The sequence below is a fragment of the Xylanibacter brevis P6B11 genome (assembly GCF_000621825.1).
Classification (GTDB): Bacteria; Bacteroidota; Bacteroidia; order Bacteroidales; family Bacteroidaceae; genus Prevotella; species Prevotella brevis.
On record NZ_KK211353.1, the window covers coordinates 113,423 to 139,360 of the forward strand.

26 protein-coding genes and 1 other RNA gene are annotated in these 25,938 nt (G+C 43.9%); 3 read left to right on the forward strand and 24 right to left on the reverse strand.

Annotation, left to right across the window (positions count from 1 at the left end):
- Positions 1 to 385 precede the first annotated feature (385 nt).
- The 19 genes from T496_RS15410 to T496_RS0112115 form a co-directional block, all read right to left on the reverse strand.
- Complete coding sequence (locus tag T496_RS15410; protein ID WP_027450974.1) at positions 386 to 610, reverse strand: acyltransferase family protein; 225 nt, start codon at positions 608 to 610, stop codon at positions 386 to 388.
- Positions 611 to 1,522 (reverse strand): aldo/keto reductase, encoded by a 912-nt coding sequence (locus T496_RS0112020; protein WP_027450975.1) that lies wholly within the window; start codon positions 1,520 to 1,522, stop codon positions 611 to 613. It abuts the gene before it with no gap.
- The gene (locus tag T496_RS0112025; RefSeq protein WP_027450976.1) at positions 1,519 to 2,241 is read right to left on the reverse strand and encodes an SDR family oxidoreductase; all 723 of its coding nucleotides are present in this window, start codon (positions 2,239 to 2,241) and stop codon (positions 1,519 to 1,521) included. The genes T496_RS0112020 and T496_RS0112025 overlap by 4 nt, the downstream gene beginning before the upstream one ends.
- A complete protein-coding gene (locus T496_RS0112030) occupies positions 2,238 to 3,449 on the reverse strand; it encodes an ANL family adenylate-forming protein (RefSeq protein WP_027450977.1) in 1,212 nt (403 codons plus the stop codon). Before T496_RS0112030 ends, T496_RS0112025 begins: the two co-directional genes overlap by 4 nt.
- The gene (locus T496_RS0112035) at positions 3,449 to 3,673 is read right to left on the reverse strand and encodes an acyl carrier protein (protein WP_027450978.1); all 225 of its coding nucleotides are present in this window, start codon (positions 3,671 to 3,673) and stop codon (positions 3,449 to 3,451) included. Before T496_RS0112035 ends, T496_RS0112030 begins: the two co-directional genes overlap by 1 nt.
- 8 nt (positions 3,674 to 3,681) lie before the next feature.
- Positions 3,682 to 4,731, reverse strand: coding sequence for a 3-oxoacyl-ACP synthase III family protein (locus T496_RS0112040; protein ID WP_027450979.1), 1,050 nt, complete (start codon positions 4,729 to 4,731; stop codon positions 3,682 to 3,684).
- Positions 4,732 to 4,737: 6 nt separating this feature from the next.
- Positions 4,738 to 5,484 (reverse strand): SDR family NAD(P)-dependent oxidoreductase, encoded by a 747-nt coding sequence (locus T496_RS0112045; protein WP_027450980.1) that lies wholly within the window; start codon positions 5,482 to 5,484, stop codon positions 4,738 to 4,740.
- The gene (locus T496_RS0112050) at positions 5,484 to 5,711 is read right to left on the reverse strand and encodes an acyl carrier protein (protein WP_027450981.1); all 228 of its coding nucleotides are present in this window, start codon (positions 5,709 to 5,711) and stop codon (positions 5,484 to 5,486) included. Before T496_RS0112050 ends, T496_RS0112045 begins: the two co-directional genes overlap by 1 nt.
- Before the next feature lie 18 nt (positions 5,712 to 5,729).
- Positions 5,730 to 7,520, reverse strand: a complete 1,791-nt coding sequence (locus T496_RS0112055; RefSeq protein ID WP_027450982.1) for a Coenzyme F420 hydrogenase/dehydrogenase, beta subunit C-terminal domain — start codon at positions 7,518 to 7,520, stop codon at positions 5,730 to 5,732.
- A 26-nt stretch (positions 7,521 to 7,546) separates the two neighbouring features.
- Positions 7,547 to 8,434, reverse strand: coding sequence for a dTDP-4-dehydrorhamnose reductase (gene rfbD / locus T496_RS0112060; protein ID WP_027450983.1), 888 nt, complete (start codon positions 8,432 to 8,434; stop codon positions 7,547 to 7,549).
- A gap of 3 nt (positions 8,435 to 8,437) precedes the next feature.
- A complete protein-coding gene (gene rfbC / locus T496_RS0112065; RefSeq protein ID WP_027450984.1) occupies positions 8,438 to 9,022 on the reverse strand; it encodes a dTDP-4-dehydrorhamnose 3,5-epimerase in 585 nt (194 codons plus the stop codon).
- 66 nt (positions 9,023 to 9,088) lie between these two features.
- Entirely contained in the window at positions 9,089 to 10,009 is a 921-nt protein-coding gene (rfbA, locus tag T496_RS0112070; protein ID WP_027450985.1) for a glucose-1-phosphate thymidylyltransferase RfbA, read from the reverse strand.
- 237 nt (positions 10,010 to 10,246) lie between these two features.
- Positions 10,247 to 11,002, reverse strand: coding sequence for a Rossmann-fold NAD(P)-binding domain-containing protein (locus T496_RS0112075; RefSeq protein ID WP_027450986.1), 756 nt, complete (start codon positions 11,000 to 11,002; stop codon positions 10,247 to 10,249).
- A 131-nt stretch (positions 11,003 to 11,133) separates the two neighbouring features.
- The gene (locus T496_RS0112080; protein WP_027450987.1) at positions 11,134 to 11,469 is read right to left on the reverse strand and encodes a hypothetical protein; all 336 of its coding nucleotides are present in this window, start codon (positions 11,467 to 11,469) and stop codon (positions 11,134 to 11,136) included.
- Positions 11,470 to 11,714: 245 nt separating this feature from the next.
- The gene (locus T496_RS0112085) at positions 11,715 to 12,830 is read right to left on the reverse strand and encodes a hypothetical protein (protein WP_027450988.1); all 1,116 of its coding nucleotides are present in this window, start codon (positions 12,828 to 12,830) and stop codon (positions 11,715 to 11,717) included.
- A 2-nt stretch (positions 12,831 to 12,832) separates the two neighbouring features.
- Positions 12,833 to 14,308 carry an AAA family ATPase gene (locus T496_RS0112090; RefSeq protein ID WP_027450989.1) on the reverse strand — a complete coding sequence of 492 codons (1,476 nt, stop codon included), beginning with the start codon at positions 14,306 to 14,308 and terminating at the stop codon, positions 12,833 to 12,835.
- Between the two features lie 557 nt (positions 14,309 to 14,865).
- Positions 14,866 to 15,225: a four helix bundle protein gene (locus T496_RS0112100; protein WP_027450990.1), complete on the reverse strand. Its 360-nt coding sequence runs from the start codon at positions 15,223 to 15,225 to the stop codon at positions 14,866 to 14,868.
- 123 nt (positions 15,226 to 15,348) lie between these two features.
- Positions 15,349 to 15,624, reverse strand: coding sequence for a hypothetical protein (locus T496_RS0112105; RefSeq protein WP_027450991.1), 276 nt, complete (start codon positions 15,622 to 15,624; stop codon positions 15,349 to 15,351).
- A 316-nt stretch (positions 15,625 to 15,940) separates the two neighbouring features.
- Positions 15,941 to 16,753, reverse strand: a complete 813-nt coding sequence (locus tag T496_RS0112115; protein WP_027450992.1) for a polysaccharide biosynthesis/export family protein — start codon at positions 16,751 to 16,753, stop codon at positions 15,941 to 15,943.
- On the opposite strand from T496_RS0112115, the gene T496_RS15050 reads away from it, so the two are divergent.
- Positions 16,725 to 16,994 carry a hypothetical protein gene (locus T496_RS15050; protein ID WP_155808894.1) on the forward strand — a complete coding sequence of 90 codons (270 nt, stop codon included), beginning with the start codon at positions 16,725 to 16,727 and terminating at the stop codon, positions 16,992 to 16,994. The two genes, T496_RS0112115 and T496_RS15050, sit on opposite strands and share 29 nt — an antisense overlap.
- Positions 16,995 to 17,031: 37 nt before the next feature.
- On the opposite strand, the gene T496_RS0112120 is transcribed toward T496_RS15050, so the two are convergent.
- Together T496_RS0112120 and T496_RS0112125 are read right to left on the reverse strand one after the other, a co-directional pair.
- A complete protein-coding gene (locus T496_RS0112120; protein WP_027450993.1) occupies positions 17,032 to 17,439 on the reverse strand; it encodes a four helix bundle protein in 408 nt (135 codons plus the stop codon).
- Between the two features lie 84 nt (positions 17,440 to 17,523).
- Positions 17,524 to 18,837, reverse strand: coding sequence for a UDP-glucose dehydrogenase family protein (locus T496_RS0112125; protein WP_027450994.1), 1,314 nt, complete (start codon positions 18,835 to 18,837; stop codon positions 17,524 to 17,526).
- 281 nt (positions 18,838 to 19,118) lie between these two features.
- On the opposite strand from T496_RS0112125, the gene T496_RS0112130 reads away from it, so the two are divergent.
- On the forward strand, positions 19,119 to 20,135 hold the full coding sequence (locus tag T496_RS0112130) for a UpxY family transcription antiterminator (RefSeq protein ID WP_197018965.1): 1,017 nt from the start codon (positions 19,119 to 19,121) through the stop codon (positions 20,133 to 20,135).
- Between the two features lie 41 nt (positions 20,136 to 20,176).
- Here the strand turns inward: T496_RS0112130 and T496_RS0112135 are convergent, their stop codons facing one another.
- The 3 genes from T496_RS0112135 to ssrA all read right to left on the reverse strand — a co-directional run bounded on the left by T496_RS0112135 (position 20,177) and on the right by ssrA (position 23,276).
- On the reverse strand, positions 20,177 to 20,584 hold the full coding sequence (locus T496_RS0112135; protein WP_027450996.1) for a hypothetical protein: 408 nt from the start codon (positions 20,582 to 20,584) through the stop codon (positions 20,177 to 20,179).
- Between the two features lie 817 nt (positions 20,585 to 21,401).
- Entirely contained in the window at positions 21,402 to 22,385 is a 984-nt protein-coding gene (locus T496_RS0112140) for a FimB/Mfa2 family fimbrial subunit (protein ID WP_081783657.1), read from the reverse strand.
- Positions 22,386 to 22,873: 488 nt separating this feature from the next.
- Positions 22,874 to 23,276: a transfer-messenger RNA gene (ssrA, locus tag T496_RS14780) on the reverse strand.
- A gap of 116 nt (positions 23,277 to 23,392) precedes the next feature.
- On the opposite strand from ssrA, the gene T496_RS0112145 reads away from it, so the two are divergent.
- Positions 23,393 to 25,930: an SLBB domain-containing protein gene (locus T496_RS0112145; RefSeq protein WP_027450998.1), complete on the forward strand. Its 2,538-nt coding sequence runs from the start codon at positions 23,393 to 23,395 to the stop codon at positions 25,928 to 25,930.
- Positions 25,931 to 25,938 lie beyond the last annotated feature (8 nt).

Consider the following 25,938-nt stretch of genomic DNA (forward strand, 5'->3'; position numbering starts at 1 on the left):
ATATAATCTTTCGTAATATATCCTATACTGAAAAAAACATACCAACAAGTGAAGAGTCAAGTCTAAATGGTAAAAAATTTCCTTCGTATAACACAACAATTGTGAAGATAATCAGTAAAAGCCCCCCCCAGCAACTTTCTTATTTCTAACTTGCTGTATGGATGAAAGCATTAATTTTATAATGAACAAGGCATAACAAAACCAAAGAGAACTACTCCAGTTAGCTACACTATACAAACTATCATTTCCAGGAATGACTCCAATACCAAGAAAAATGCAATGCTTAATATTGAATTCGGCATTCAATAGGTCAATAGTCAACATAATGATACAACTAAGCATACACATAAGTATATATGGCTTAATCAACTGGCCCCACCCTTTTTTAATTGTCTCTTTTACAGAAATAGTTTTGAACAAAAAAACCACTGACAACAAAAAAGAATGGCATATGAAATAGTGTTATTATCTTCATTAGATTCCAAACTGGTTGTGGTTTAAAATCCAATCCGATTGCATAAGTATAGTGACCAAGTACTACAAGGTATATCATAAAAACCTTAGCATAATCTATATGATTAGGGCGTTGCTGCATTTCCAATATTTTCATTTAAAGTATAGAAAAATCACAGTTGTCTGGATCATATCGTAACCTGCTATTGATGTTGATAGCATCTATAGCAGCCATATCTTCCTGGGTCAACTCAAAATCAAATATCGAGAAATTCTCCAACAGGTGCTCTTTGCTCATTGAACGCACAAGAGGAATCACCCCATTCTGAATATGCCAACGAAGAATAATCTGAACAAACGTCTTATTGTACTTCTTCTCTAGTTTCTTTAATAAAGGCAATCGCACAAGCCTATCATCATAACGAGCAATAGGGGTATATGCCTCCACAACAATATCATTATCCTTGTAATATTGGATCAAGGGCTTCTGCGTAAACAGTGGATGTATCTCAAACTGACCGACCTCAGGACGATGCTTGCAAATCTTGAATATTTCTTCTAGATGATGTTGATGACAGTTGGCCACACCTAGGTGCTTCACATATCCTTCTTCATATAACTTTTCCATCTCACGCCATGCGTCTAGATATAAGTCGGTCACTGGCCAATGAAACTGCAATAAGTCCACATATTCAAGATTCATATTCTTAAGGAACTTCATAAACTCCTCTCGGACCTTACCTTCTCGTTGAGCCCAGTTGCTTACACGCGTGGTAATAAACAAATCTTCACGTTTAACTCCACTCCTTTGAATTGCTAACTGAAGCAATGTTCCATCACCATAGGCTGAAGAATAGTCTATCAAACGGTAACCTATATTCAGTGCATGGGTTACAGCATCAATATAATTCTTCCGAACAACGCGTATTTTTATTCTGTTGATAATACCATAGTAGTAACGCCATATTCCTGCATGCTTCTTCTGCATCTTGGAACTATATCCAGCAATACCTGGTCCAAAACCTATTAAAGGAATACTTCTATTGGAGAGTTCGCCTAACGTAATCATATCGTTCCGTTATCAACATGAATGTTTTGTCCTGTTATACTGCATGCCTTATCAGAAAGAAGAAAGGCAACAGTCTCTGCAACAGAATTAATGCTTGTTGCAGCCTTTAAAGATGTACGAGCATATATTTTATCACGCTGTTCCTCTGTAAGCGAAGAACTCATTGCTGTAGCCATAAAACCAGGAACGACAACATTGCTGCGGATGCCCATCACACCCCACTCTCGAGCAGTATCCTTGGAGAAAGCTTCCAAAGCTCCCTTGCTGGATGCATACATTGCAAGCCCTTTATATCCGGTGTGTACACTGATGGATGAAATGTGAATGATACTACCTTTTGTCTTATGCAGGAGCATATTGCGGATAGCATACTTCGTAATCATCATTGGTGTGAATACATTCACCTCATACATAGCCTTCAGCCTATCCAAGTTTAAGTTGGTCACAATATCATCATATGCTACAGCTGCATTATTCACATAGCCGTGCAACACAATGTCGTTCGTAATAAACTCCTTGAACACGCTCTTTCTAACGCCCTCTGAATCAGAAAGGTCAATGCTCTTGAAAAAGAGCCTGCCGCTGTATTGCTGCTCCAAGGCCTTGAACTCGTCTGTATAACTGCGGGCAACGCCATAAACCATATGGCCTTCACGAAGCAGTACACTACAGATCTCCAATCCTACACCACGGGAGCAGCCTGTTACTAAAATGTTCATGTTCTCTTTAATTTACCTGTTCTAGTTAATGACATCTCCTCCACAAACCTGATTCTGCGAGGAATCTTAAAGTCCTGTAGCTTTGATGCCAACTGTTTCTTAATATCAAGTTCAGTCAACGTAAAACCTTCTTCCAACTGCACGTCTGCACAAAGTACATTGCCAAGAATGGAGTTCGCCTTACCATACACCAATGCCTGTCGCACACCTTCCATAGCCATAATAGCTTCCTCTACCTCACCTGGATTAACCTTATAGCCTCCCACGTTAATCAGCTCGTTCTTACGGCTCTTGAAGCGAAACAAGCCGCTCTCCTTGTCAACCCACTCAATCAAGTCTCCGGAATGATAGAAATCATCCGTAAACTTGAAACTTTCTGAAGAGCCTAGCAGCGACTTGTGAATCAGCAATTCATCATCTACCACTTTGAACTTATCACGAATAGTCTCGGGAATCTGGAAGCAATCACCCTTTGCGGCGAACAATGAACCTGCTTCAGTAGAAGCATAAACATTGTTAATCTTTGCATTAGGGAAGATCTGGCGGATTGCATCATAAAGATGTTGGTCAGACTTTTCGCCACCTAACGTAACGCGAATTACACTGTCATAACTCTTCTCAAACGGAAGGAGCAAGCGATAAAAAGTAGGTGTAGCAGAGATATGCGTTATTTGCTTGTCTGCAATCTGCTGATATACCACTTCACGAGTTTTTCCAAACACATTCACTAATGTATTCAGGTTCTCAAATGCCTGGAAGAACACCTGAAGACCAGCCATATGGGTAGGATTGTAAGCATATGCCCATGTTTGGCCAGAATACTTCTCTCCTAATCTAACAGCACGTGTCAGTGTGGCTACACTATGCACTACTTTTTTAGGCTGTCCTGTTGTGCCAGAAGTAAAGATGGTAATCTGAGATTTAGATTGTTGCAAAGCAGCTACAACCTCATCCATATTCTGATAGTATTTAGGTGTAAAAGAGCGTTCAATATTAATATCACTCTCATTCACACCATCAATCTCAGAAGCGTTGATATCTGAATCAACAAGTGTCAAAGGCATTCCTGCTGCCAAAGCCTTCACAAGATTGGCAAAGTACGGGAACAATTCCTTGGTCCGGTAAAGAGGATAGTATATGCCGCTACCACTGATGGCCTTAAGAAGGTCATCATAAGTGTATGTTTCGGAGTCGTATAAAAATACCATTACTTGGAAAGCTTAGCGTAGATTTCTCCTATGGTTGATACCAAACCATCCTCAAAGATGTCAATATCAAACTCGTCCTCTATTTTGACTGTCAACTCAGCCAAATCAAAAGAAGTTAGATTCAAATCTTCGCGCAGTTTAGTATCTGCATTAATAGTTTCTACAGGAGCCATTTCCTTGGCTGCACGTATCTCATTAATAATAGATAATACTTTTTCTTCCATATCTTAAATCATTTATTTACAGGTGAATAAAAATGTGTATTGGTCAAATCTGTAGCAACGCTTCCCCATGAAAGGCCTACACCAAAACCGCACATAATCGTCTTACTCAAATCATAGGTATGCTCACCAGAGCATACATCAGATAACAGTAAGGGTAATGTAGCAGGACCTGTATTGCCATAGTTCCTAACATTAATGGGAGTCAGAGTTTCATCTGCTTTCAGGCTTTTGCGAACATAGTTCACCATGAACTCATTGGCTTGATGCAGACCGTAGAAGCCTACATCATCCTTGATCCAACCCATATCTTCCATCAAAGCCTTAACTTGTTTCTTTACCTTGGTGATTGCAAAGTTGAAAATTGCCATGCCATCCATAAACAGGTCGTTTTTTGTACGGCCGTTTTTATCTTCATCCCATTCCAACACTGATGTCTCTTCGCTAATAGGCAATCTGAATCCACCTGCCGGAACTATCAGTCTGTCAGCACCACTTCCGTCACTATTAATGCGAAAGCCCATACTGGTATTACCCTCGCTGACAATCGTTGCGGTACCGCAATCGCCAAACACCATCTTCAACGACTTGTCGTTTGAATTAATCATTTGTGAAGTAGTATCACCTGCTAGTACAAGCACATTCTTACAAGCACCTGAAGCAATCCATGTAGCAGCTTGGAACAAGCCATAAATATAACCTGAACAGCCATAGTGAACATCCATACAAACCAATTCCTGAGAGAGTCCTAAACGATGTTGTAAGGATATAGACGTAGCAGGAAGCAACCAGTCTGTTGTCTGTGAAACAAATACCAGGCCGTCAATCTCTGCCTTATCAAAACCTTCCTGTTCAAACAAATGTTCTGCTGATTTCAGGCACATATCAGAAGAGGTCATATTTTTAGGTGCTATACGTACTCGCTCAACACCAGTAGTCTTCATGATACTAGCAACCTCTGCCTCTCCATACAGTGAAGAAAGCTGTTTCATTTCCAGCACTTCTTCCGGCAGCCAGGCATTGACAGCCTTAATCTGCACATTGTTTATTATTGTATGCATTCTTTCTTATAGTAAAGTAAAACCTCCGTCCATCACAAGAGTAGAACCTGTTGTGAAACTTGAAGCATCGCTCAATAAATAAATGATAGACCATGCCACCTCTTCGGGCTTTCCAAAGCGTTTCATCGGGTACTTCTGACGCTCGCGTTCCAAGTCATCAGCACCAACAACACCAGCATCAAGAATGTGCGTATCTATCATTCCGGGACACACAGCATTCACACGGATATTCTTCCCTGCCAGTTCAAGGGCTGCGTTCTTCACAAAGCCGCCAATAGCCGCCTTTGATGTACTGTAAAGACTATTGCCCAGCACAGCACAGCACAGCCCTGAAATCGAGGCAGTGAATACTACCGAAGCCCCTTTGCCAAGCTTTTTTGCCTTCATCAAACGCTGAAAAAGCAGGATGGGAGCAATAGTATTCACCTGCAGCAGGCCTTCCAAATTTTCGCGGCTAATGAATTGCACAGGTACAGTCACTGTCGCACCCGCATTGTTCACGAGACCATCGATTCTTGGACACTGCTCAACTAGTTCATTTACTCCATCGTCTGAAGTAAGGTCTGCAACAATTGCCAAATGCCCATTCCCTTCAAGTTCAGACAATGTCTGGTTCAAACGTTCCTCATTTCGACCCGTTACAACCACATTTGCTCCTAATTTGGAGCACCCTATGGCTGTGGCCTTGCCTATACCAGAGGAAGCTCCTGTGACAAGGATGGTTTTGTTTTCTAATGTAAAAGGATTATACATTACAAAGCATTAACAATGTTGAATAAATCTTCCACTGTATCTGCCTTACGAATATCTTCAGCCTTAATCTGCTTTCCATACTCGTCAGACACCATAGCCATAACTAGAAGTCCTTTGAGTGAACCCCATTCATCCAGTTCCTTGAAGTAGGTATCAGCGTTAATTTCCTCGGGTTCTGTCTCATCAAACTGTTCTCTGAATTTCTCAATAAAATCTTTCAATTCCATAATTATAAACGTTTAAAATTAATATTTCCATAAAACATCGGTGTCAACAACCTGTGCAGGATTACCAGATACAATAGAATGTGCAGGCACATTCTGCGTCACAAACGCATGCGCTCCAACAATGGCACCCTCACCTATTTTTACACCAGGCATAATGGTACAGCCTTCACAAAGCCATGCCTTATCACCGATAATGACAGGACGTGTATTCTTATAACCTGTACGATTAATATAATGATTACCATTATTATCCCTAATAGTCACACCACGTCCAATCTGAACGTTCTTACCTATTTCTATGTATTCACCACAAATACAGGTGAAGTTTATATTGGGACCGCCACCCCCTTGTATAACAAGTTTAGCATTATTGAAAACCTCAATATCAGCCCCGTAATATACATTACACCTACCATTAACCTCCAATGTTGCTCCCTTTTCTACCAGTAAGCGAGATTCTAACTTTGAACCCTTTATTCGCTTATAACCAAAAGAAAACAAACCGTTTATATTGAGATTTGCCTGTTTATCAATCTGGATGACAGAATTCTTATAAGGAGCAAAGTATTTTTCGTTAAAGATTTGTCTTAACGTGTTATACTTTAATGTCTTACACAGCGAAATGTCACCAAACGGCATTTTTACCAACCTAATGCAAGTTCTAACAAACTGCTTTATTTTCTGTTTTCTTGTTATAGGAGTTTCCTTAATGTATTTTTTTGCCAATTCTGTGAAAGTCATCTTGTCAAGATCAGCAAAAAATTCTTCTCTATTAACCTTTGACGGGGGTAATGATTGTGTTAAAGCAAAATTGCCAGGAAGTATTGTTTCAAAAGGAACCTGAATAGCCTTAGCACGTGCTTTCGCTTTCTCAAAGAAAGCCTCGCCCTTCTTAGAATTAACCATTACTAACGATGTACCAAGGTTTTTATCCATTGACTTATCAACCTTCTCTATACCCCAAAAGTCTGCCAGTGATATATCTGCCATTCGAGGGAAGCCCTTGAATTTACAGTCATAGCAAGATGGACGGCAATATGCGTTCGTTCCTAAATATCCTTTGGTGTAATCATTTTGGTCTTTTGTTTCATAAATATGGCGACCATCAGCAAGTATAACTTTTTGTGTCAGATTACGCCAACCATACTCTTTTGATTTAGCTTTGGAATATACAACTGGCGATCCATAGCGTTCCTCAAAAGAAGCTATATACTTCAGCCACACCTTGGGCGAATTAATGCCACGGCAAATAAAGTCCGCAATAATAAGATTGTCATAATCCTTTCGCAAAAACGCCCTTAAAGCGGCCATCTGGCAAGGTGTTCCACATACAAGAACCTGCTCACCCGCTATCACAAGTTGTTTAACTTGTTTATAGAATCCTTCCAAATTACTTTGCAAGTATTTTGAGCTTCTTAATTTGGGTAAGTCTTCTTTATCATTGGAAACATACTGACGAACAGTAAAATCATCATTATAGACAGCACCACCCACATATCCTTTTGAGCGATACATTATCTCAGCTAAAGCAGAGAACAATCCACCAGAGGTACTATCAAATATTACCTCAATATTCTTATGTTCCGCCGCATAGCATATCGGTTCCTGATAATCGTTTTTCTTTAAGGTATCTTTGTTAATTATTGGGCAAACTTTCTCACATAGTCCGCAATCAACACACTTTTCTTTGTCCACTTCAGGATACCAGAATCCTTCGTTGTCTGTTTTGAAAGTAATCGCCTTATGAGCGCACACATCACCACAGGCATTACATCCGCAGCAATCTACTTTATTTGTAATATGAATCATCAAATACCTTCGACTTTAATTTATTCCTATTGCATATTATTAAGACATTTCTTCAGTGAATCTGTCCAATATGGTACATCCACTCCGAATGTTTCTTTCACTTTAGTTTTATCTAGCACAGAATATGCAGGACGTTTTACTGGAGAAGGAAACTCATCTGAATGACACGGCTGGATGTCGCAATTATTGTTACCTGCGTATTCTGCTATCATCTTAGTGAAATCAAACCAAGAACATACTCCTTCATTGCTAAAATGATAGATTCCAGTTTTGCTGTATGAATCAGCTTTTTCAGTTTTATAGTTCTCTATGATTTTTGAAATGGCTTTGGCCAAATCAAGAGCATACGTAGGTGTTCCTACTTGATCAAAGACTACTTTCAATTGTGGCTTAGTTGCCGTCAAGTTCAACATAGTCTTTACGAAGTTTTTTCCAAACTCGCTATAAAGCCATGCAGTACGCAAGATTACATAATTACAGCCCGTTGCCTGTATCTTTTGTTCGCCATGCAGTTTGGTTATGCCATAAACTCCTGTAGGAGTTCCTTTCTGGTCTTCTTTGCAAGGCGTGTTATATGGATCTCCACCAAAAACATAATCTGTAGAGACGTGAACCAAAAGCCCACCAACTTCCTTCATGGCTTTAGCCAGATTCTCAGGAGCTATTGCATTCAATGTTTCTACAATGTCACCAGCAGTCTCAGCAGCATCAACATTTGTCCAAGCAGCACAATTGACAATGCATTTTACATCATTCTCCTTAACGACTTTGCGGATAGACTCCAAGTCGCTTATATCCAACTTTTCAAAACCATCGCAAACATCTGTAAAGATATACTTATCACTACTTTGTTTTGCGACAATCTGCATCTCGTTGCCAAGCTGGCCATTGGCTCCAGTTACAAGTATTGTCATAGTTTAATAGAGGTTTACGTTAATATCAAATGGAGAATCAAAATCTTTAAGCAAGGCATGTTTGGTATCTTTATCACTTAGATTGGCTTGGTCTGTTGGTATCTTCCAATCAATCCCTAGGCTCTCATCTATGATGCTAATGCCACCATCAGCTTCAGGATGATAAAACTCATCGCATTTGTACTGGAACACAGCTGTATCACTCAGAACAGCAAAACCATGAGCGAAACCACGGGGAACAAAGAACTGGCGGTGGTTATCCTCAGTCAGTTCTACGGCCACATGCTGGCCGTATGTAGAGCTACCCTTTCGGATGTCAACTGCCACATCCAATACGGAACCTTTCACACAACGAACTAGCTTACTTTGTGTAAATGGAGGGCGTTGAAAGTGTAGACCTCTCATCACGCCATAAGTTGACATGCTTTCGTTATCTTGTACGAAATTAATGCTATGACCCAAAATGGGAGCCACCTTTTCATCAAACTCTCGTTGTGAAAAGCTCTCAAAGAAATAACCTCGTTTATCGCCAAATACTTTGGGCTCAATAATCAAAACGTCAGCTATAGCTGTCTTTATTACTTCCATTTTCTTTTATATTTAGAACACGAATTGCTCGAATGACACGAATATTCGTTAGACTCGTGGTCGTTATTAATCCTGTGTTAGTGTTAGTGTTCGTGAATTGACTTTTTCTTTCATCTCGTCAATAACCTTCAAAAGGTATTGACCATACTGATTTTTGAGCATAGGTTTAGCGATTTCTCGCATACGCTCTTCAGAAATCCAGCCATTACGATAGGCTATACCCTCCAAACAGGCAACCTTTAACCCCTGCCTCTTTTCAATAACTTCAACGAAGGTAGAAGCCTCTGCCAAACTGTCGTGAGTACCAGTGTCTAACCATGCGAAGCCACGACCAAAGACCTGAACTTTCAGTTCTCCATCTTTCAAGAACTCCTGATTCACGGTAGTGATTTCCAATTCGCCACGGGCAGAGGGCTTAATGTGCTTAGCTACATCAACAACCTTATTGGGATAGAAATACAAGCCCACTACAGCATAGTTACTCTTGGGGTCCTTGGGTTTCTCTTCAATTGAGAGGCAATTACCCTCCTTATCAAACTCTGCAACGCCATAACGCTCAGGGTCTGATACCCAGTAACCAAAGACAGTAGCTTTGCCATTGTTATCGGCATCGTTCACAGCATTACGCAACAACTTGGTGAAGCCTACGCCATAGAAGATGTTATCTCCAAGCACCAAACAAGCACTGTCATCACCAATAAACTTCTCACCAATGATAAAGGCCTGAGCGAGTCCATCAGGGGATGGCTGCTCTGCATACTCGAAGTGAACTCCATAATCAGAGCCATCACCCAGCAGTCGCTTGAAGCCAGGAAGGTCGTAAGGAGTTGAAATAATAAGAATGTCCCTAATCCCCGCCAGCATCAGCACACTAATAGGATAATACACCATCGGTTTATCGTAGATTGGGAGCAATTGCTTGCTCACACCCTTTGTAATAGGGTAAAGTCTGGTGCCGGAACCCCCAGCGAGTACGATTCCTTTCATAAATTCACTTTGTTAATTTATGCATCATCGGCTGCGTCTCGGAAGTGTAAGCAAGCTTTAATGACTTTGTCATCGCATATTGCAATCATCACATCTTCATGCGAACATGGATGAATACTATTGCAACATTCCTACTCTTCTCTCAACTTGCACGATAATTCATATCGTTATTCGTTCTGGCAGGCAGTATTGAACTGCGAACTTTTGTTCCACCTGTGCTGCCAGAAATCCTTATTTTTAAATATGCTCCTCTACCCCACGGAAATGAACATTCAGTTCATGGAGGTGCTCCAGAAGGGTTCCTAGAGGTGTGCCCTCTGTCATCTTGGCAAAAGCGTTGACATCCTTGGGGAAACACTTGCCACCATAACCGAACTTGCCATCAGGGCCTGGGACATAAGTGTGGGTATCGTTGATATAGCCAGACAGTAAAACGCCTGTATGAACCTTGCGCCAGTCAGCACCCATCTGCTCGCAGTATTCACGGCAGGCATTGAAGTAAGTGACCTTATAGGCGCCAAAGACATTGTGCATATACTTGGTGAGTTCTGCCTCCAACGGAGTCATCACGGTGAACTTCTTACCAACAAAGATCTTGGTTAGCAGTTCCTGCGCTCCGGTAAAGACCATGGTCTGCTTGCGGAAGTCTTCAATGAAGGTGCGCTCGGTGAGGAACTCAGGCATATAGCACACCTGATGGCCGGTCTCCTTGGAGAGTCGTTCACTGGTGCCGGGAAGGATGGTGGTGCGCACGAACACGGGCACGTCCGGCAGGTTGGTGATGAGTTCCTTCATCAGCGTGAGGTCCTGCGTACCATCATCCTCGGTAGGTACGTGAATCTGCAGGAAGGCAATATCGATACCACTCAGGTCATCATTGTAACCCTTGTAAGGGTCACTGATGAACAGTTTACACTCAGGGTTGTTGTGCTCCAACCAATCTTTGAGGGCTCCACCTACGAAGCCACATCCAATAATTCCAACGTTAATCATTGTTATTATATTTTAGAAATAAATTTTACTCAATTGTATCAGGAGCCAAGTCTCCGTCATTCTTGTAATTTTCTGAAACACTGAGATAGGTTCTGTTTTATTTATTAAAATGTACTTAACCTGCTATTTCCTCAGAACATAGTTACTTTATACGTCCCGTAGCTTCCCGTGCCTTTTATAATTAACTGTCCCTTTGAACGATCAAATTCGAAAGATTGATACAGTGTTCTGAAATCTTCGTAATACTCATTTGGTGCATGAGCTAATTCCCAAACAAAAATTCTATTGGAATTATTGTCATTGAAATCAAATAGCACATTGGTGTTAGTGAAGGAAAGGGTCTCTATTCCTTCTCCTTCATAGATAACATTCAAACACACATCATGTGTATACTTTCGTTCACCTTTACTCAACAAGAATTTTTCTAATTCAAGCTGATATTTTGAAAAGGAATCCATATCATTCATAGGAAAATCGTCTTATTCAAATTGTGAAACAAAGTCGGCAATAGGAAAACACAGATTTATTCTATTCGGGTCGCTACGCGAGAAATTCTACAAAATTGAAACCAAATCGAGCAAAAAGAGAACACAGGGACAGGGAATTCAAGAAATCTGAGGTCCGAGGTTTATATATATTGCTTCGTTATGAGATTCTCTCTAACAGGTCTTTGACATAAACCGTTCTAAGATTAATTTTGCGCTATATATATTTAAGTTCTTGCTCCTACATTCATACAACAGCACCATTCAAACACCTTCTTTCCGATTCCTAGCCATTCGCTCTGTTGAGACTGACTCATTCCCGCAAATGGGTTTGAGGCCAAAACTGATTGCGCTGTCATTAGTACTTGTTCCATAATTTTACTTCCCAAACCTCCAACTATTTTTGTACGGCCACAGTCCTTCTCATATTCATCTTTATTAGCACAAAGCTGACAATAATCAGCACAATAATCTATCATACTAACGATGGCGGGATCGAAAGAGTAAATCTTATCTAGATAGGTTTGGTATGCGCCTACTTTAATTTTGCATGCCAACAAGCCATCCTTCATATCATGATAAGACATATCAAAGTTCATCTTCATTAATGGTTGGATTTTAACTTGTGGCATACTCCTCAGCACATCAAGCGGAATAAGGTTTTCCAGTTCACGAAGATCTTTCATCACATAATAGGAACAATTAAATGCGTGTTGCCCGTCTTCTCCAGGTTGACCTAGATACTTGTCCTTATCTTCTTTCTGAAGTGCCTTGCAAGTCTCACCATTACTTGCGGTAGGGAATTTCTTATCACTATCAAGAATTGCCACGCAAAAATGTTGTCCGCGGTCTATCTCCATTTTATACACCTTAGCAATGGTGTTGCCACCTCCCATCTGAGGCACATACGTAATTGGTGACTGGACTCCAAGCGTTTTGACGTATTCCCTAACTAGATATTCAAAGAATTCACCATCTTGTAGGTTCTCTGTGAGAAGATGACATTCTTCATAAACCTCCAATTTGTCTGCTTTAGTTGCATTTATCAGTATTCTGTTGCGTGTGCGGCAGTTCTCGCCTCGCATCAGCACAACAGCCTTAAATTCAACCCTACGACAGAGAGCACCTATCACAACATAATGAGTTCGTACCTTGCGATACTGTAATACTTCATGCGCATCTAACGCGTTAAGTCGAATAATACGGTCAAGCAGTTTTACACCTGCAAACACTACATGCTTCCCATACTTGATAGCAAGAGAGAGACGTATCAACATCTCTATAGCCTGACGGTTTCCTCTTTCTGCAGATGTCACTAGCTCGCGGCTTATCTCGATATACATAATTATTCAAAGAATCCTATTGGCCAGTTTACTAAGAATCCTTCTTTTGTATAACTGGCTTTCTCGATATAGTTTTTCATATTCTCATTCTGTGCATTGAACATATAGATATTAACCAGAGATGCGTCAAAATCACCGTATGCAACAGAAAGGCCAACGCTATTGAGAATATCTTGGCTATGCGTTTCAATGATGATTCGAATATCCTGCTTGTTTCCTGCAATCTGCTTCACACACTTGGTGAGCAAATTAGCAAACTTACGCTGGAAGCGCGGATGCAAGTGAAGCTCCGGTTGCTCAATCAGTATAATGGAAGTATTACAATATGATACTCTATTTGCAAAAACATCACGATAGTATATATCTTTCCATATTGTTGTTAATATAGGCAATATTTGAGAGTAGCCAAAGCCAACATCGACCATATTTTTACCATCTTTACCATCTTCAATAATCTTCAATTCTATAAAACCACCTTCTTCATTTAAATCGACCTTAAATTTCATGTCATTATCTCTAAGCCACTCATTAAATAAGTCAAGCTTAGCTTCTCGCTGGAGCCTAAGCAAAAACATAACTACATTATCACCACTAGGAGTAATTTTGTTGACAGAAATATTACGTTTGCGATAATAACGTTCTGCAGGTGCTCTTAAAGGTTGTAGATATTCTATATTTTCTGATAGTTCGAGCATATAATAATTTACTAAATCTATAATATCATTTAGATTTGTAAACAATGCCAAATTATAAATATGCTCAAAGTTTACAGATCCAGCCTCCACATCTTCATTCAAATAATTGTGAAGACGTCTTTCAAATTGTTTTTTATCAATTAGGTTTCTTAATCTATATATTATTGAACCTGGCATCATCCTTTCTTTGTTCTTAAAGTGCTGCCTGGTCCAGGTATATAATTCTTTATTACCCTTTTGTGATTCCATTTCGAAGAATGCGGCCTCAAATAAAAATTTAGGTAATAAACTGTTTGTATATGAATGAGCAATATGCTCACCATCATAAGTCATTCTTTCATCATTAATTATAACATCATCACTTTCACGTTCATTTAGTTTTAATATTACTTTCTGTTGATTAAAAAACAATCTAATCTCAGATATTGCATCACCATATTCTATTCCAGTAACGTCTATCCCTACCTTTACATTCTTAAGTGCTAGGTCTTTATTAACAAAGGAATTTGAAAGCAATGGAATCCGATCTATATTGAATTCTATACTTATCATTCCCTCGCCGTTTCTTACCACCGTATGGAAATTATTAAGATCAACATTACTACCAACCCATAGGAATGCGCCATCTCTATTGATTTTCATACTCTGCTGCAATAGAGGGAAGAATTCAAGAAACGAACTCTTTCCACTACTATTGGAGCCAACAAGGAAGTTCAGAGGACGAAGTTCCATTTCGCCAGTATTCTCGAAACACTTATAATTTTTCAACTGGATTGATTTCATAATGAAAATACGGTTTAGTTATATCAAACGACTGACAAAAACAATGCTTTGTCACAAAGAAAAGAAAGACAGAATCAGAGGACAGCTTCTTTAATCTACTTTGTGATTCTTACTTATAAAACAGGTTCTTATCCTTGTGTTCCTAGATAAAAGAGCCCACCCAAGTGGAACAATTACTGGTTGTTCTTAACGGGGGAGGTCATTTCAAACATTTTCCTCCCCTGACACTTTCGTATCAACTGAAGCTTTCACTCCATACTTAAGTAGTTGTGTCAATTCAAGACCAACGTAAGAATGACTATCCATTTAACAAGTTTAGTCAGAGCCTCCAAAAACGCAGCATCAATTTCTATTTGCATGTCACCTAATTGTAAACTGTCAATTTTGACGTCCAAGCTTAAAAACAGCCTTTTAGGGCAGCTATCGCTACCTGAAGCGTCTAAATCGTATTAAACTTTATTATTTTTTAATACCGATGGTCAATATTGTAGTTTAAAGATAATAGATAACAGATAATAGTTACAGTTATAGTTTATAGATAATGGGAAAGCTGATAGTTATTCTTCTTTGCTTTTTGTTGATTTTATAATCGAAGTGAGTAATCGTAACAGCTCATCATTATCTACTTTTAGCGAATTAAACTCATCGTCTGTGAAGTACTCCGCTGAATGAATGACATCGAGCCAGTAGTCAGTTTCGCCTGCCTCTTTAAGAGCAATGTTTAGTTTGCTAACAAAGTCTTTACGGCTTTGGGCATATAGCCCTTCACGCACGTTGGCGCCAATACTTGTACCACATCTCAAGAGTTGCTTGGACATCACGGTTTCCCTCTTCTTGTCCCGCAGATAGCGGTAGCACTTCGCTATCCGCTTCCCAAAAGCCAAACTCTTCTCTCCAACAATGCTTTCGCGTGCCATCTGAACTATTATCTATAAACTTGTATCTATTAACTGCATCTCAGCGGACTTTGTTACCTACAGATATCTGTGACAGCAGGTCGCTAACCTTCTGCTGAAGACTCTTGTTGATGTTCATCTTCCTCAATCTCGACTCGGAAGAGCCTGAGCAAGCTCAGCTATTCTCTCGCTGATCGTTCGGTTCTGAGTGGTGAGGTCTGCCACCTGATTGGTCAGTCTGTCGATAGACTTCAGCAGGTTTGTCTGAGTCTTCATGTCCTGTTTATGGGTATCTCTCAGTTCCTTAATGAGTTCCTTAAGCTCCTCGTTCTCTTTTTTGCGCTCCTCATCACGTTCCTCAAGAAAGTGAATCATGGAGATGAGTTGCTCCTTGTCAATTGATGCGTAGTCTTTACTCATATCAAGAATTGGAGAAGGTTTAGCTCGACGGCCCATAGGGGAAAGTCAATTAGAGAATTTTCTTTTCGAACACGGATTGCACGAATGACTTTAGTTTCAAGTTTCATAGGCCTTGCGGCCGTTTCATGTTCTTGGCATAGCCAAGCGGCGAAGCCGAGCGTCAGGGGTCTTGGTTCCTGGGTTCAGGTTTCAGGTTTCAAGTTTCAAAAATCTCGTTTCAAGTTTCATGTTTCAGGTTCCAGGTTTCAGGTTCCAGGTTCCAGGTTCTTGGCATAGCCAAGCGGCGAAGCCGAGCGTCAGGTTCCATGTTTGGGGGCTATTGGATGACACGGTAGAGTAAGGAGCCTAGGGAGATGGTGATTGATGCGCCACGGACCCACAGGTGGGTGGTTTGACCTATCTTGGCATTCTCGACCATGGCCTTGTTGGGTTCTACATAGACGATGTCGCGCTGCTGTAGATAATAATATGGTGAGTTCAGGATGTTGGCATCACGCATATCGAGCTCGTGGACTTCGTAGGTGCCATCAGATAGTTCCCTGAGGATTTTTACGTTGTCTCGCTTTCCATAAATGGTCATGTCACCCGCCATAGCGAGTGCTTCAAGCACAGTTACCTTGTTGCGAGAGACATTAAACGTATTTGGATACTTCACCTCTCCCATCACAGTGATATCGTAATTATGTATATATACGTTTACGAAGAAGTCCTGCCCTTCTTGAAAATAAGGCGCTATCAACTCTTTGATATGCGCATTCGCCTGTTCTATCGTCATACCCTCCAGATGTATCTTGCCGACAATAGGGAACTCTATCTCACCATCGTTTTCTACGATGTAGAATCGAGACGTACCTTCAGTACCATAAGCACGGATAGGAAGTTTGGTATAATCAATAGCTGGAGGATTACTAACTCGGAATTGCATTGCTGCCTCTTGGTTAGTTGGACAGGACACAAAAATCGAGAGGTTGTCCTTCTTCTTGATCTTCATATCATAGAGCATGGCTCCTTTGCTTCCGTCAAAGGTATCTGCATTCTGGAAATAGGGGATGTCCTTGTAGTGGGAGCAGGAGGATACCAGGATGGTGATCAGTAATAATATGAAGAGATTAAATTTAAATTTCGTCATCGAGTTTCAAGAATTTGGGTTCAAGAAATTGGTTTCAAGTTTCAGGGTTCAGGTTTCAGGAAACTGGTTTCAAGTTTCAGGGTTCAGGTTTCAAGTCCTGGTTTCAGGGGTCAAGAAATTGGTTTCAAGAAATTGGTTTCAGGGTTCAGGGTTCAGGTTTCAAGAAACTGGTTTCTGGGTTCAGGGTTCAGGGTTCAAGAAACTGGTTTCAGGTTTCACGTACATGAAACTTGGAACATGAAACTTGGAACATGAAACCTGAGCGTCAAGTTCCAGGTTCAGGGTTCGGGGTACTGGGGTTTGTTTTTCAATCCTGAGTATGAACTGGACTTGATGGACGTGATAAACTTGGATATTGATTTATTAATGTTTATACAATCGTTGTAAAGTTTGGTAGCAGTCTCATTATCAATGAAGCCTACATCTGTGGCTCTGATAATCTGACTGCGAACTTCACCGCAGGAACCTTTGGCAAAGTATAGAAAGTTCACAAATTCCTTGTTTCCGTCACGTTCAAAACCCTCAGCAATATTGTCCATAATGGAGCCTGCGGCAGCACGGATCTGTTGTACAAAACGAGAGTCCCTGCTGAACTCACCTTCCTTGGTGATTGCATAGACCTCCTGACAGAGCACGCGAGCCATTTGGAAGATCTTTAAATCCTCAAAATTTGTTGTCTTTGGCATTTCCCCTCGTTTTTCTGGGTTTCACGTACCTGAAACTTGGAACCAGAAACTTGGAACTTGGAACCTGAAACCTGAAACCATTAATCACTTTTCACCGATGCGGGTGTAGATGAAGCCGAGGGCTTCGAGTTCCTGGCGGTCGAAGATGTTGCGGCCATCGACGACGACATTGCCGGTCATGACCTTCTTGACGACATTCCACGAGGGAAGACGGAACTGACGCCACTCGGTCATCAGGGCGAAGACATCGGCACCGTCGGCTGCATCGTACATGTTCTTGCAGTAGGTGACAACATCGCCGATACGACGCTTGCACTCGTCCATGGCGATGGGGTCGAAGACGCGGACGGTGGCACCGTCTCTCAACAGCTTGTCGATGACAACCAGTGCTGGGGCCTCGCGCATATCGTCGGTCTCGGGTTTGAAGGCGAGACCAAGGATGGCGACGGTCTTTCCCTTGACATCGCCCACAGCATTGACAATCTTGTCGTAGACAATGGACTTCTGCTTCTCGTTGACACGCTCGACAGCCTCGATGACCTCCATGTGGTAGCCATTGTCGAGACCGGTATGAACCAGTGCCTTCACATCCTTGGGGAAGCAGGAGCCACCATAGCCGCAACCAGCATAGAGGAACTTAGAACCTATACGGCTATCGGTGCCGATACCCTTGCGCACGCTATCGACGTTGGCACCGACACGCTCACAGAGGTTAGCGATGTCGTTCATGAACGAGATACGCGTGGCCAACATGGCGTTGGCAGCATATTTGGTCATCTCAGCAGAGGGGATATCCATGAAGATCACACGGAAGTTGTTGATCAGGAATGGTTTGTAGAGGTGGGTCATCACCTCCTTCGCCTTGTCGCTCTCGGTACCTACGACCACACGGTCGGGACTCATAAAGTCCTTGATGGCAGCACCCTCTTTCAGGAACTCAGGGTTGCTGGCCACATCGAAAGGCACGTTGACACCGCGCTTGTCTAGCTCCTCCTGGATAGCGGCCTTCACCTTCTTGGCAGTACCCACAGGGACGGTTGACTTGGTGACAAGGATGGTGTACTTGTTGATATGCTGACCAAACTGACGAGCCACAGCCAACACATATTTCAGGTCGGCAGAGCCATCCTCGTCTGGCGGCGTGCCTACGGCAGAGAACACCACTTCGACATCGTCAAGCACCTGGGTGAGGTCGGTGGTGAACTGCAATCGTCCATACTCCACATTACGCTTCACCAACTCCTCGAGCCCAGGCTCGTAGATAGGCATGATGCCATCCTTGAGTTTTTGGATCTTCTGGGCATCCACATCAACACACGTTACATGGGCTCCCATCTCGGCGAAGCACGTGCCACTAACCAAACCGACATAGCCGGTACCGACAATTGCTATATTCATAGATAAAAAAGGGTTAAAATTCGACTAGAAACAAAACTTCTTTTCCAACGCGCAGTGAAAAAGTGGTTGATATTCAGCACGTTAGTATAGGTTTAAAATAAAAACGGGACTCAAATAAACTTTTTTTACGTTATTGAATCTCATGAAATTCCATGCAAAGATAGCCCCAAATATCGGAAACACCAAATAAATCACAAAAAAATCGACAAAACAGGATAAAAATCGTTCATTCCCTTTGTTTTATTCATATTTTTTTCTAACTTTGCATGAAATGAATGAATATGGAATCACCAGCTAGCCAAAAGGAGCAATGGTTTGTGGTCGGCACGCTGACCAAGAACAAAGAGATTGTCATCAGAGATGCTTTGACAACCGACAACGTGTGTTGCTACGTACCGCTGCGATACACCATCAAGGTTGTGAAAAAACAAAAGCAGCGCATGCTGGTGCCCGCCATAAACGGACTGATCTTTGTCAGGGGAACGCAAGACGAGCTAAAAGACTATCTCCAGAGCAGTAAATACCAGTTGTTCCTGCGTAAATCGACCTTCTCGCGCAAGCAAGACTACCTCACCGTGACGGACCGTGCCATGCACGACTTTATGCGTGTGATGGAACGAGCAGAGGAGGAGGTGAAGTTCTTCAAACCAGATGAGATTCAGTTGCGCGAAGGTGACAAGATTATTGTCAAAGGTGGCATGTTCGACGGTGTGGAGGGTTACGTGATGCGCATTGCTGGCAAACGTAACAAGCAGTTGGTGGTGTCGATACCCGAGGTAACGATTGCTGCGGTGACGCTAAGTCCTGAAATGATTGAGCTGAAAGAGCGGAAAGAAAACGATAAGGACAACCTACGCTCGAAGGATGTGGTGGGAGACACCAAGCGACTGACGGAGCTCTCAAAACGTCTGCTTTTTTCCATGCCAGACAAATACTGTGTGGAGGATGAATATAACATCACCAAAAACGAGATGCAGCGCATCTACCACCGACTGAAGCCGATGAAGGGTGTCATCGCTGAACTGGAAGGTCGCATCGCGTTGGCTCTCTACCTCGCCTCGAAAGCGCTAAAAGAAGACGAAGATTACGCTACAGAAAGGCTTCTCGCTGCTATCAAGAAGATTAAAGAAACGAGCATCCTGCGGTTATTCTTGATGCTCTATCATGCTTACTTCACTCACGACAGTGAGGCAGGAGACAAGTTAAGATTGATCATTGGTTCTTGGGATGGGAAATACAGTGAGGCGCAGCGGCGATTCATCGAAGAGTTTGACAAGTTGTTTCCAAGTACATATTGAACAAAAACCAGAAAGACCCCTTTCTGAGACCTTTCGTATTTTCAGCTTGTGTTTATTGAACAAAAACCGAGAAAACCCCTTTGTGAGACAGAAATCTCTGTCGAGATTTTCATGGTGTCAGTGGTAATCCTTCTTGTGAACAAGTTCACATCAGGCTTCCCACTGACACCATGACCCCTTCGGGGCTTCTGTCTCACAAAGGAAAAACCACGGACCTTCGGTCCTGAAAACCGAACCCCACCCCAACCCTCCAGAAGGAACCCCACCCCGGCCCTCCCGAGGGAGGGAGACATTCTGCTCTTTCCTATCTGGATTCTAAAGCCTCTCACTCCACAGTATATATTTACATGGCCGTAGGCGGTTTTCTTGGTTTTGGTTTTTAACCCCACCCCGGCCCTCCCGAGGGAGGGAGATATTCTCGATTGGATTCCTGTTTCTAGTTTCTTCATAGTATTATTCGGTTAATCGTTTGTTTTTAAAGGCCTACGGTAAAATAAAGTTTTCATTGGTTGGAACGCCTACGGTGGAAGGTATAGCTCGACGGCCGACAGGGGGAAGTCAAATTTTTCAACCTGTGCAGTTGTTTCCTTAGCTTGAACCTTGCGCAGCCCCTCCCCTCCCATGTAGGGGAGGGGTTGGGGGTGGGGTCAGTGTTGTTCTAGCTGCCAATGGAGATACAGACCCCACCCCTGCCCCTCCCCTACATGGGAGGGGAGTTCAGCGGATGATATATGTAATATATAGAACATACCCCATAAGGAATCTTTCGTACTATGCGGTTGAAAATCCAAGGACTCCGTAGCCACTCCCCTCCCTTCAAGGGGAGGGATTGGGGGTGGGGTCAGTGTTGTTCTAACTGCCAATGGAGATACAGACTCCACCCCGGCCCTCCAAAAGGAACCCCACCCCGGCCCTCCCAAGGGAGGGTGTAATTTTGTCCTTTTCAATCTGACTCCTAAAGCCTCACTCCACAGTATATATTTACATGGCCGTAGGCGGTTTTCTTGGTTTTTCGCTTCTGTTGTTGCAGCCGTCAGGCGGTTTGGGGGTAATGCGGCGACGAAGGCAAGCGTCAGGAATTTGGGTTCTTGGCATAGCCAAGCGGCAAAGCCGAGCGCAGGGTTCAGGGTTCATGTTTCAAGTTCCAAGTTCCAAGTTCCAGGTTCTTTGCTGTCGCAAAGCGGCGAAGCCGAGCGCAGGGTTCAGGGTTCCAAGTTCTTGGCATAGCCAAGCGGCGAAGGCGAGTGTCAGGTTTTGGGGTTATTATTAGTAGGTTAGGTGGGTGACTTGGTGCCAGACGGTGTCGACGACCATGACGAAGGAGGTGCTGTCGGATGGGGTCTCGATGGGATCGTCGTTGGGGTGGTCGTCACCTCCATTGGGCGCCTCTTCGGTGAAGAAGTTACCACTGAGTTCTACCATTTCCTGGCGGTGAATGGCTACCGTGAAGTCGGTCTGGCGGCCGTTGACACGCGTTGTGCCATTCTTCTTTACACCAAAGACGGTGAAGTTCAGTTCACCCTCCTCGCCTTTCAGCATCGTGTAGATATCGAAGACGTAAGGTGGTTTAGCGTTGTGGTCAACGGTGAACTCCATATACTGCTGGGAGTTCTTACAGCCATAGCCGGTCTCAGCATTGAGGGTACCACTACCACCTGTATATTGGAAGAGCATCGTGTTCACCGACGCTGGTATCTCGTCTTCAATGATGAAGCGCACGCACGAAGAGACGCGCGCAAGTTGGAGTGTGTATTGCTTAGGCTCGCTGGTCACCGTCACATCTCCATAATAACAAAAGGTGTCCGAGAAGCCATCCTTATTAGCGAAATAGATCTCGTTGGCATGCGCCAACGTGGGGTTAGCCTTCGCACTGTGAGCCAACGCCATGACCTGATACTCGCCGGGTTCGAGATAGACGGAGAGGTTGCCATAGTCTCCGCTGGAGGGATGCTGAGTAAAGGCGCTCACCTTACTACCTTCTTGATAGATAACGAAGTTGATGGTTCCGAAATAGTCACAGACCGTCTGACTGGCACGTGTGTCATCAAAGGCGATATGCAGGACGAGGTTGCCATTAGGATCTTGACCAGCACCGACTTCGTCGTAGATTGGTTTTTCGCAGGATGAAGCAAGCAACACAAGTGAGAGGAGGTGCGCCTTTGGCGCAAGGTGAGAGATGAGAGATGAGAACTGAGAGATGGTGCGGCAGAGCCGCAAGATGAGAGATGAGAAATGAGAAGTTAGAGGCATGGTAGTTTATTGGTTTTTTATATGGTTTATGGGAAAGCTGGGGGGAAACCCCAGCTTAACACTAGTATTTTTAGTGGAGCTGGAGGGAGTCGTGCGCCTTTGGCGCAAACTGAGAAGTGAGAAGTGAGAAGTTAGAGGCATGGTAGTTTATTGGTTTTGGTTTATTGTGGAGCTAGAGCAGTTGCGCTCGTCTTCGCCGCTTGGCTCGTCCAAGAACTTGAAACATGAAACTTGACGCTCGGCTTTGCCGCTTGGCTATGCCAAGAACTTGGAACAAGGAACCTGGAACCTGAAACATGGAACCTGGAACTTGAAACCTGGCGCTCGGCTATGCCGCTTTGCATAAGCAAAGAACATGGAACCTGGAACATGAACCATGAACCATGAAACATGAACCATTTGTGGAGCTGGAGGGAGTCGCGCTCGGCTCTGCCGCTTTGCGACAGCAAAGAACCCTCACGAGGGTGAGGATCACTTCAGCGTAACGTTAGTGGAGTTGGAGGGAGTCGAACCCTCGTCCGCACAAGGAAACCATACGCTTTCTACACGCTTATCTTGGCCTTCATTTTCGAGCTATGACAAGACCCAAGCCACCAATCATAGCCTTATCTCCTAAATTTTCATCTGACAGTCGGAGCGCCCGCCAGACTATTTCCGATTTAACCTGCGCCGCTAAGTCTTTGGATTCGGAACCAGATCCTCGGAGCGACGTCTCGTTCCTCTACCTTGTAAAGGAATAAAGCCAGTAATCTACTATACTTCGATTAGGCAGCGAGAGCATACTCATTGTTGCCAATTAATTTTTCTACAGAAGAGATTATGGAGCCTCCCGTAGTCCAGCTCCGCGTGCTTACGTACCATCTCATCTTGCCGTCAAATCCAGTCAACCCCAAGTAGAAATGCGTAATTTCGTTGCAAAATTACATATTTTTCCTTAATCTGCAATATTTTACGAAAAAAAAGCACTAACTTTGCACGAAATTCGTAAAAACCACGTTAAGATAAATATGAAAAAGACCATATTACTATTAACACTCGCCTTGCTGACGTTGGGTTTGAGTGCACAGACCAGCAGCAAGAGCATGACCGACGAAGAGGTGCTTGCCTTTGTGATTAAAGAGCGTCAAGCCGGTACCGAGCAAACCAAGATTGTGACCAAGCTGATACAGAACGGTGTGGATATCGCTCAGATTCGTCGTGTTAAGGAGAAATACCAAGGTAAAGGTGGTTCGGCAGGCAACGTCGTAGGAAGCATCAACGTGGATCGCTCACGCATGAACAACGGTACAGGTAAGACTGGCAGCAAGAAGACCGACAGCAACTTAAACCTGCCCGAAGGCATGACATCCGACCAGGTGACGATGGTTGGCTCCTCCGGTTTGGATATGGTTTCACCCATGAACATGTTTGACATGAGCATGTATGGTAACATGCTCGACGACTTCGAGCCCGACTCACTTGCCATGCTGCGCGTCATGCTTCAAGCGCAGAACGAGAAGAAAGTGTTTGGTCGCGACATCTTCAACAACGAAGAGATGACCTTTGAACCCAATATGAACATCGCCACGCCCAAAGATTATCGCTTAGGGCCTGGCGATGCTGTGTTTATAGAGGTTTATGGTGCTTCACAGCGCACGATAGAAGGTACCGTATCGCCCGACGGAGAGATCACCATCGAGGGCTACGGTCCCATACAATTGAACGGACTGACCGTCAGTCAGGCCAACGCCAAGTTGCGCAGTACTCTGGGTCAGCGCTATGCCAGCAGTCGCATCAACCTGACCGTAGGACAGACACGCACCATCATGGTCAACGTGATGGGCGAGGTCAACTTCCCTGGCACCTACACGCTGAGCGCCTTTGCCTCGGTCTTCCACGCCCTGTATATGGCTGGTGGCGTGAACGATATCGGTACGCTGCGCGACATCAAGGTGTATCGCAACAACCGCCTGGTTTCTACCATCGACATCTACGACTATATCCTGAACGGACAACTGAAAGGCAACGTGCTGTTGGCCGACAACGACGTGATTACCGTGGGCGCCTACGACTGTCTGGTAGATATCAAAGGAAAGGTGAAGCGCCCCATGTACTATGAGATGAAGAAGAGTGAGAGCCTGAACACCCTGATCAACTATGCAGGCGGATTCACTGGCGATGCCTACACGAAATACGTGAAAGTATATCGTAAACAGGGCAAGGAGCTCTCTATCTACAACGTAGAAGAGTTTGACCGCAACGCATTCCTGATGTCAGATGCCGACTCCGTCATCGTGGATCAAGTGCTGCCCCGCTTCTCTAACATGGTAGAGTTGCGCGGAGCCGTGTTCCGCCCCGGACAGTATCAGGTGGGTGGAAATATCAACAGCGTGAAGACCCTGCTCGAGGCTGCAGAAGGTCTGCGCGAAGAAGCCTTCACCGCTCATGCCATCCTGCACCGCATGAAAGAAGACCGTTCGCTGGAGGTCATCCAGGTGGATGTAGACGGCATCATGAACAACACCGTCTCAGACATCGCCCTGAAACCCAACGACGTGCTGTTCATCCCCACCAAGCAAGACATGGTACAGAACCGCGTGGTGACCATCTCGGGCGAGGTCTATCGCCAGGGCACCTATAAATATGCCGACAATATGACCCTTGAAGACCTGGTGCTTCAGGCTGGCGGTCTGAAAGAGACGGCCTCGATGGTCAAGGTTGACGTATCACGACAGATTATCGACACCAAGGCGACGACCTCAGACAGCACCATCGCCCAGACATTCACCTTTGCGCTGAAAGACGGCTTCGTGGTGGATGGCGAACCAGGATTCATCCTGCGCCCCCACGATCGCGTGTTCGTAAGGCGCAGCCCCGTAGCCTCAGGATTGCAGAACGTAACTGTAGAGGGAGAGGTTGCCTTTGCCGGCATCTATACCCTCCCCATGCGCAAGACCCGCCTGAGCGACATCATCAAGGCTGCCGGAGGTGCGAACGACCGTGCCTACATCAAGGGTGCACGACTGGAAAGACGCATGACCCCAGAAGAGCGTCTGCGCATGGAAGCCGCCATCACCGCCCTCTCGAAACAGAGTCAAGTGTTCAGCGACACCGTGTCAGCCCGTAAGGCTCTGGACACCGCCACCTCCTACTATGTAGGACTGGAGTTGGAGAAAGCCCTCGAGAACCCCGGTGGCGAGCACGACCTGCTGTTGCGCAATGGCGACAAGATTATCGTGCCACAGTACACCGAGACCGTGAAGATCAACGGTGAGGTGATGTATCCCAACACCGTGGGCTACGTGAAAGGCAAGAATGCCAAATACTATATCAAACAAGCCGGCGGCTATGGCCAGCGCGCCAAGAAACGCCACACCATCATCATCTACATGAATGGTAAGGTGGCCAAGGCCAAGAGCGGTGCCAAGGTACTGCCCGGTTCAGAGATTGTAGTGCCCAGCAAGCCCAAGAGAGACCCCGCAGCCCTGAGCCAGTGGTTCAGCATCGGTACCTCGATGGCCTCTATCGGCACCATGGTAGCCACCATTGCTAACTTGTTGAAATAATCATTAAG

Bases quoted from the DNA above. Each gene is read 5' to 3' on its own strand.
- T496_RS0112050 (WP_027450981.1), bottom strand. From the start codon at position 5,711: ATGGAATTGAAAGATTTTATTGAGAAATTCAGAGAACAGTTTGATGAG.
- rfbD (WP_027450983.1), bottom strand. From the start codon at position 8,434: ATGACAATACTTGTAACTGGAGCCAATGGCCAGCTTGGCAACGAGATG.
- T496_RS0112140 (WP_081783657.1), bottom strand. From the start codon at position 22,385: ATGCCTCTAACTTCTCATTTCTCATCTCTCATCTTGCGGCTCTGCCGC.
- T496_RS0112075 (WP_027450986.1), bottom strand. From the start codon at position 11,002: ATGATTAACGTTGGAATTATTGGATGTGGCTTCGTAGGTGGAGCCCTC.
- T496_RS0112035 (WP_027450978.1), bottom strand. From the start codon at position 3,673: ATGGAAGAAAAAGTATTATCTATTATTAATGAGATACGTGCAGCCAAG.
- T496_RS0112145 (WP_027450998.1), top strand. From the start codon at position 23,393: ATGAAAAAGACCATATTACTATTAACACTCGCCTTGCTGACGTTGGGT.
- T496_RS0112020 (WP_027450975.1), bottom strand. From the start codon at position 1,522: ATGATTACGTTAGGCGAACTCTCCAATAGAAGTATTCCTTTAATAGGT.
- T496_RS0112105 (WP_027450991.1), bottom strand. From the start codon at position 15,624: ATGAGTAAAGACTACGCATCAATTGACAAGGAGCAACTCATCTCCATG.
- T496_RS0112085 (WP_027450988.1), bottom strand. From the start codon at position 12,830: ATGTATATCGAGATAAGCCGCGAGCTAGTGACATCTGCAGAAAGAGGA.
- T496_RS0112135 (WP_027450996.1), bottom strand. From the start codon at position 20,584: ATGAAGAAACTAGAAACAGGAATCCAATCGAGAATATCTCCCTCCCTC.
- T496_RS15410 (WP_027450974.1), bottom strand. From the start codon at position 610: ATGAAAATATTGGAAATGCAGCAACGCCCTAATCATATAGATTATGCT.
- rfbA (WP_027450985.1), bottom strand. From the start codon at position 10,009: ATGAAAGGAATCGTACTCGCTGGGGGTTCCGGCACCAGACTTTACCCT.
- T496_RS0112045 (WP_027450980.1), bottom strand. From the start codon at position 5,484: ATGTATAATCCTTTTACATTAGAAAACAAAACCATCCTTGTCACAGGA.
- T496_RS0112025 (WP_027450976.1), bottom strand. From the start codon at position 2,241: ATGAACATTTTAGTAACAGGCTGCTCCCGTGGTGTAGGATTGGAGATC.
- T496_RS0112080 (WP_027450987.1), bottom strand. From the start codon at position 11,469: ATGAATGATATGGATTCCTTTTCAAAATATCAGCTTGAATTAGAAAAA.
- T496_RS0112100 (WP_027450990.1), bottom strand. From the start codon at position 15,225: ATGGCACGCGAAAGCATTGTTGGAGAGAAGAGTTTGGCTTTTGGGAAG.
- T496_RS0112040 (WP_027450979.1), bottom strand. From the start codon at position 4,731: ATGCATACAATAATAAACAATGTGCAGATTAAGGCTGTCAATGCCTGG.
- T496_RS0112120 (WP_027450993.1), bottom strand. From the start codon at position 17,439: ATGCCAAAGACAACAAATTTTGAGGATTTAAAGATCTTCCAAATGGCT.
- T496_RS15050 (WP_155808894.1), top strand. From the start codon at position 16,725: ATGAAGAGATTAAATTTAAATTTCGTCATCGAGTTTCAAGAATTTGGG.
- T496_RS0112090 (WP_027450989.1), bottom strand. From the start codon at position 14,308: ATGAAATCAATCCAGTTGAAAAATTATAAGTGTTTCGAGAATACTGGC.
- T496_RS0112125 (WP_027450994.1), bottom strand. From the start codon at position 18,837: ATGAATATAGCAATTGTCGGTACCGGCTATGTCGGTTTGGTTAGTGGC.
- T496_RS0112030 (WP_027450977.1), bottom strand. From the start codon at position 3,449: ATGGTATTTTTATACGACTCCGAAACATACACTTATGATGACCTTCTT.
- T496_RS0112055 (WP_027450982.1), bottom strand. From the start codon at position 7,520: ATGATTCATATTACAAATAAAGTAGATTGCTGCGGATGTAATGCCTGT.
- T496_RS0112115 (WP_027450992.1), bottom strand. From the start codon at position 16,753: ATGACGAAATTTAAATTTAATCTCTTCATATTATTACTGATCACCATC.
- rfbC (WP_027450984.1), bottom strand. From the start codon at position 9,022: ATGGAAGTAATAAAGACAGCTATAGCTGACGTTTTGATTATTGAGCCC.
- T496_RS0112130 (WP_197018965.1), top strand. From the start codon at position 19,119: ATGGAATCACCAGCTAGCCAAAAGGAGCAATGGTTTGTGGTCGGCACG.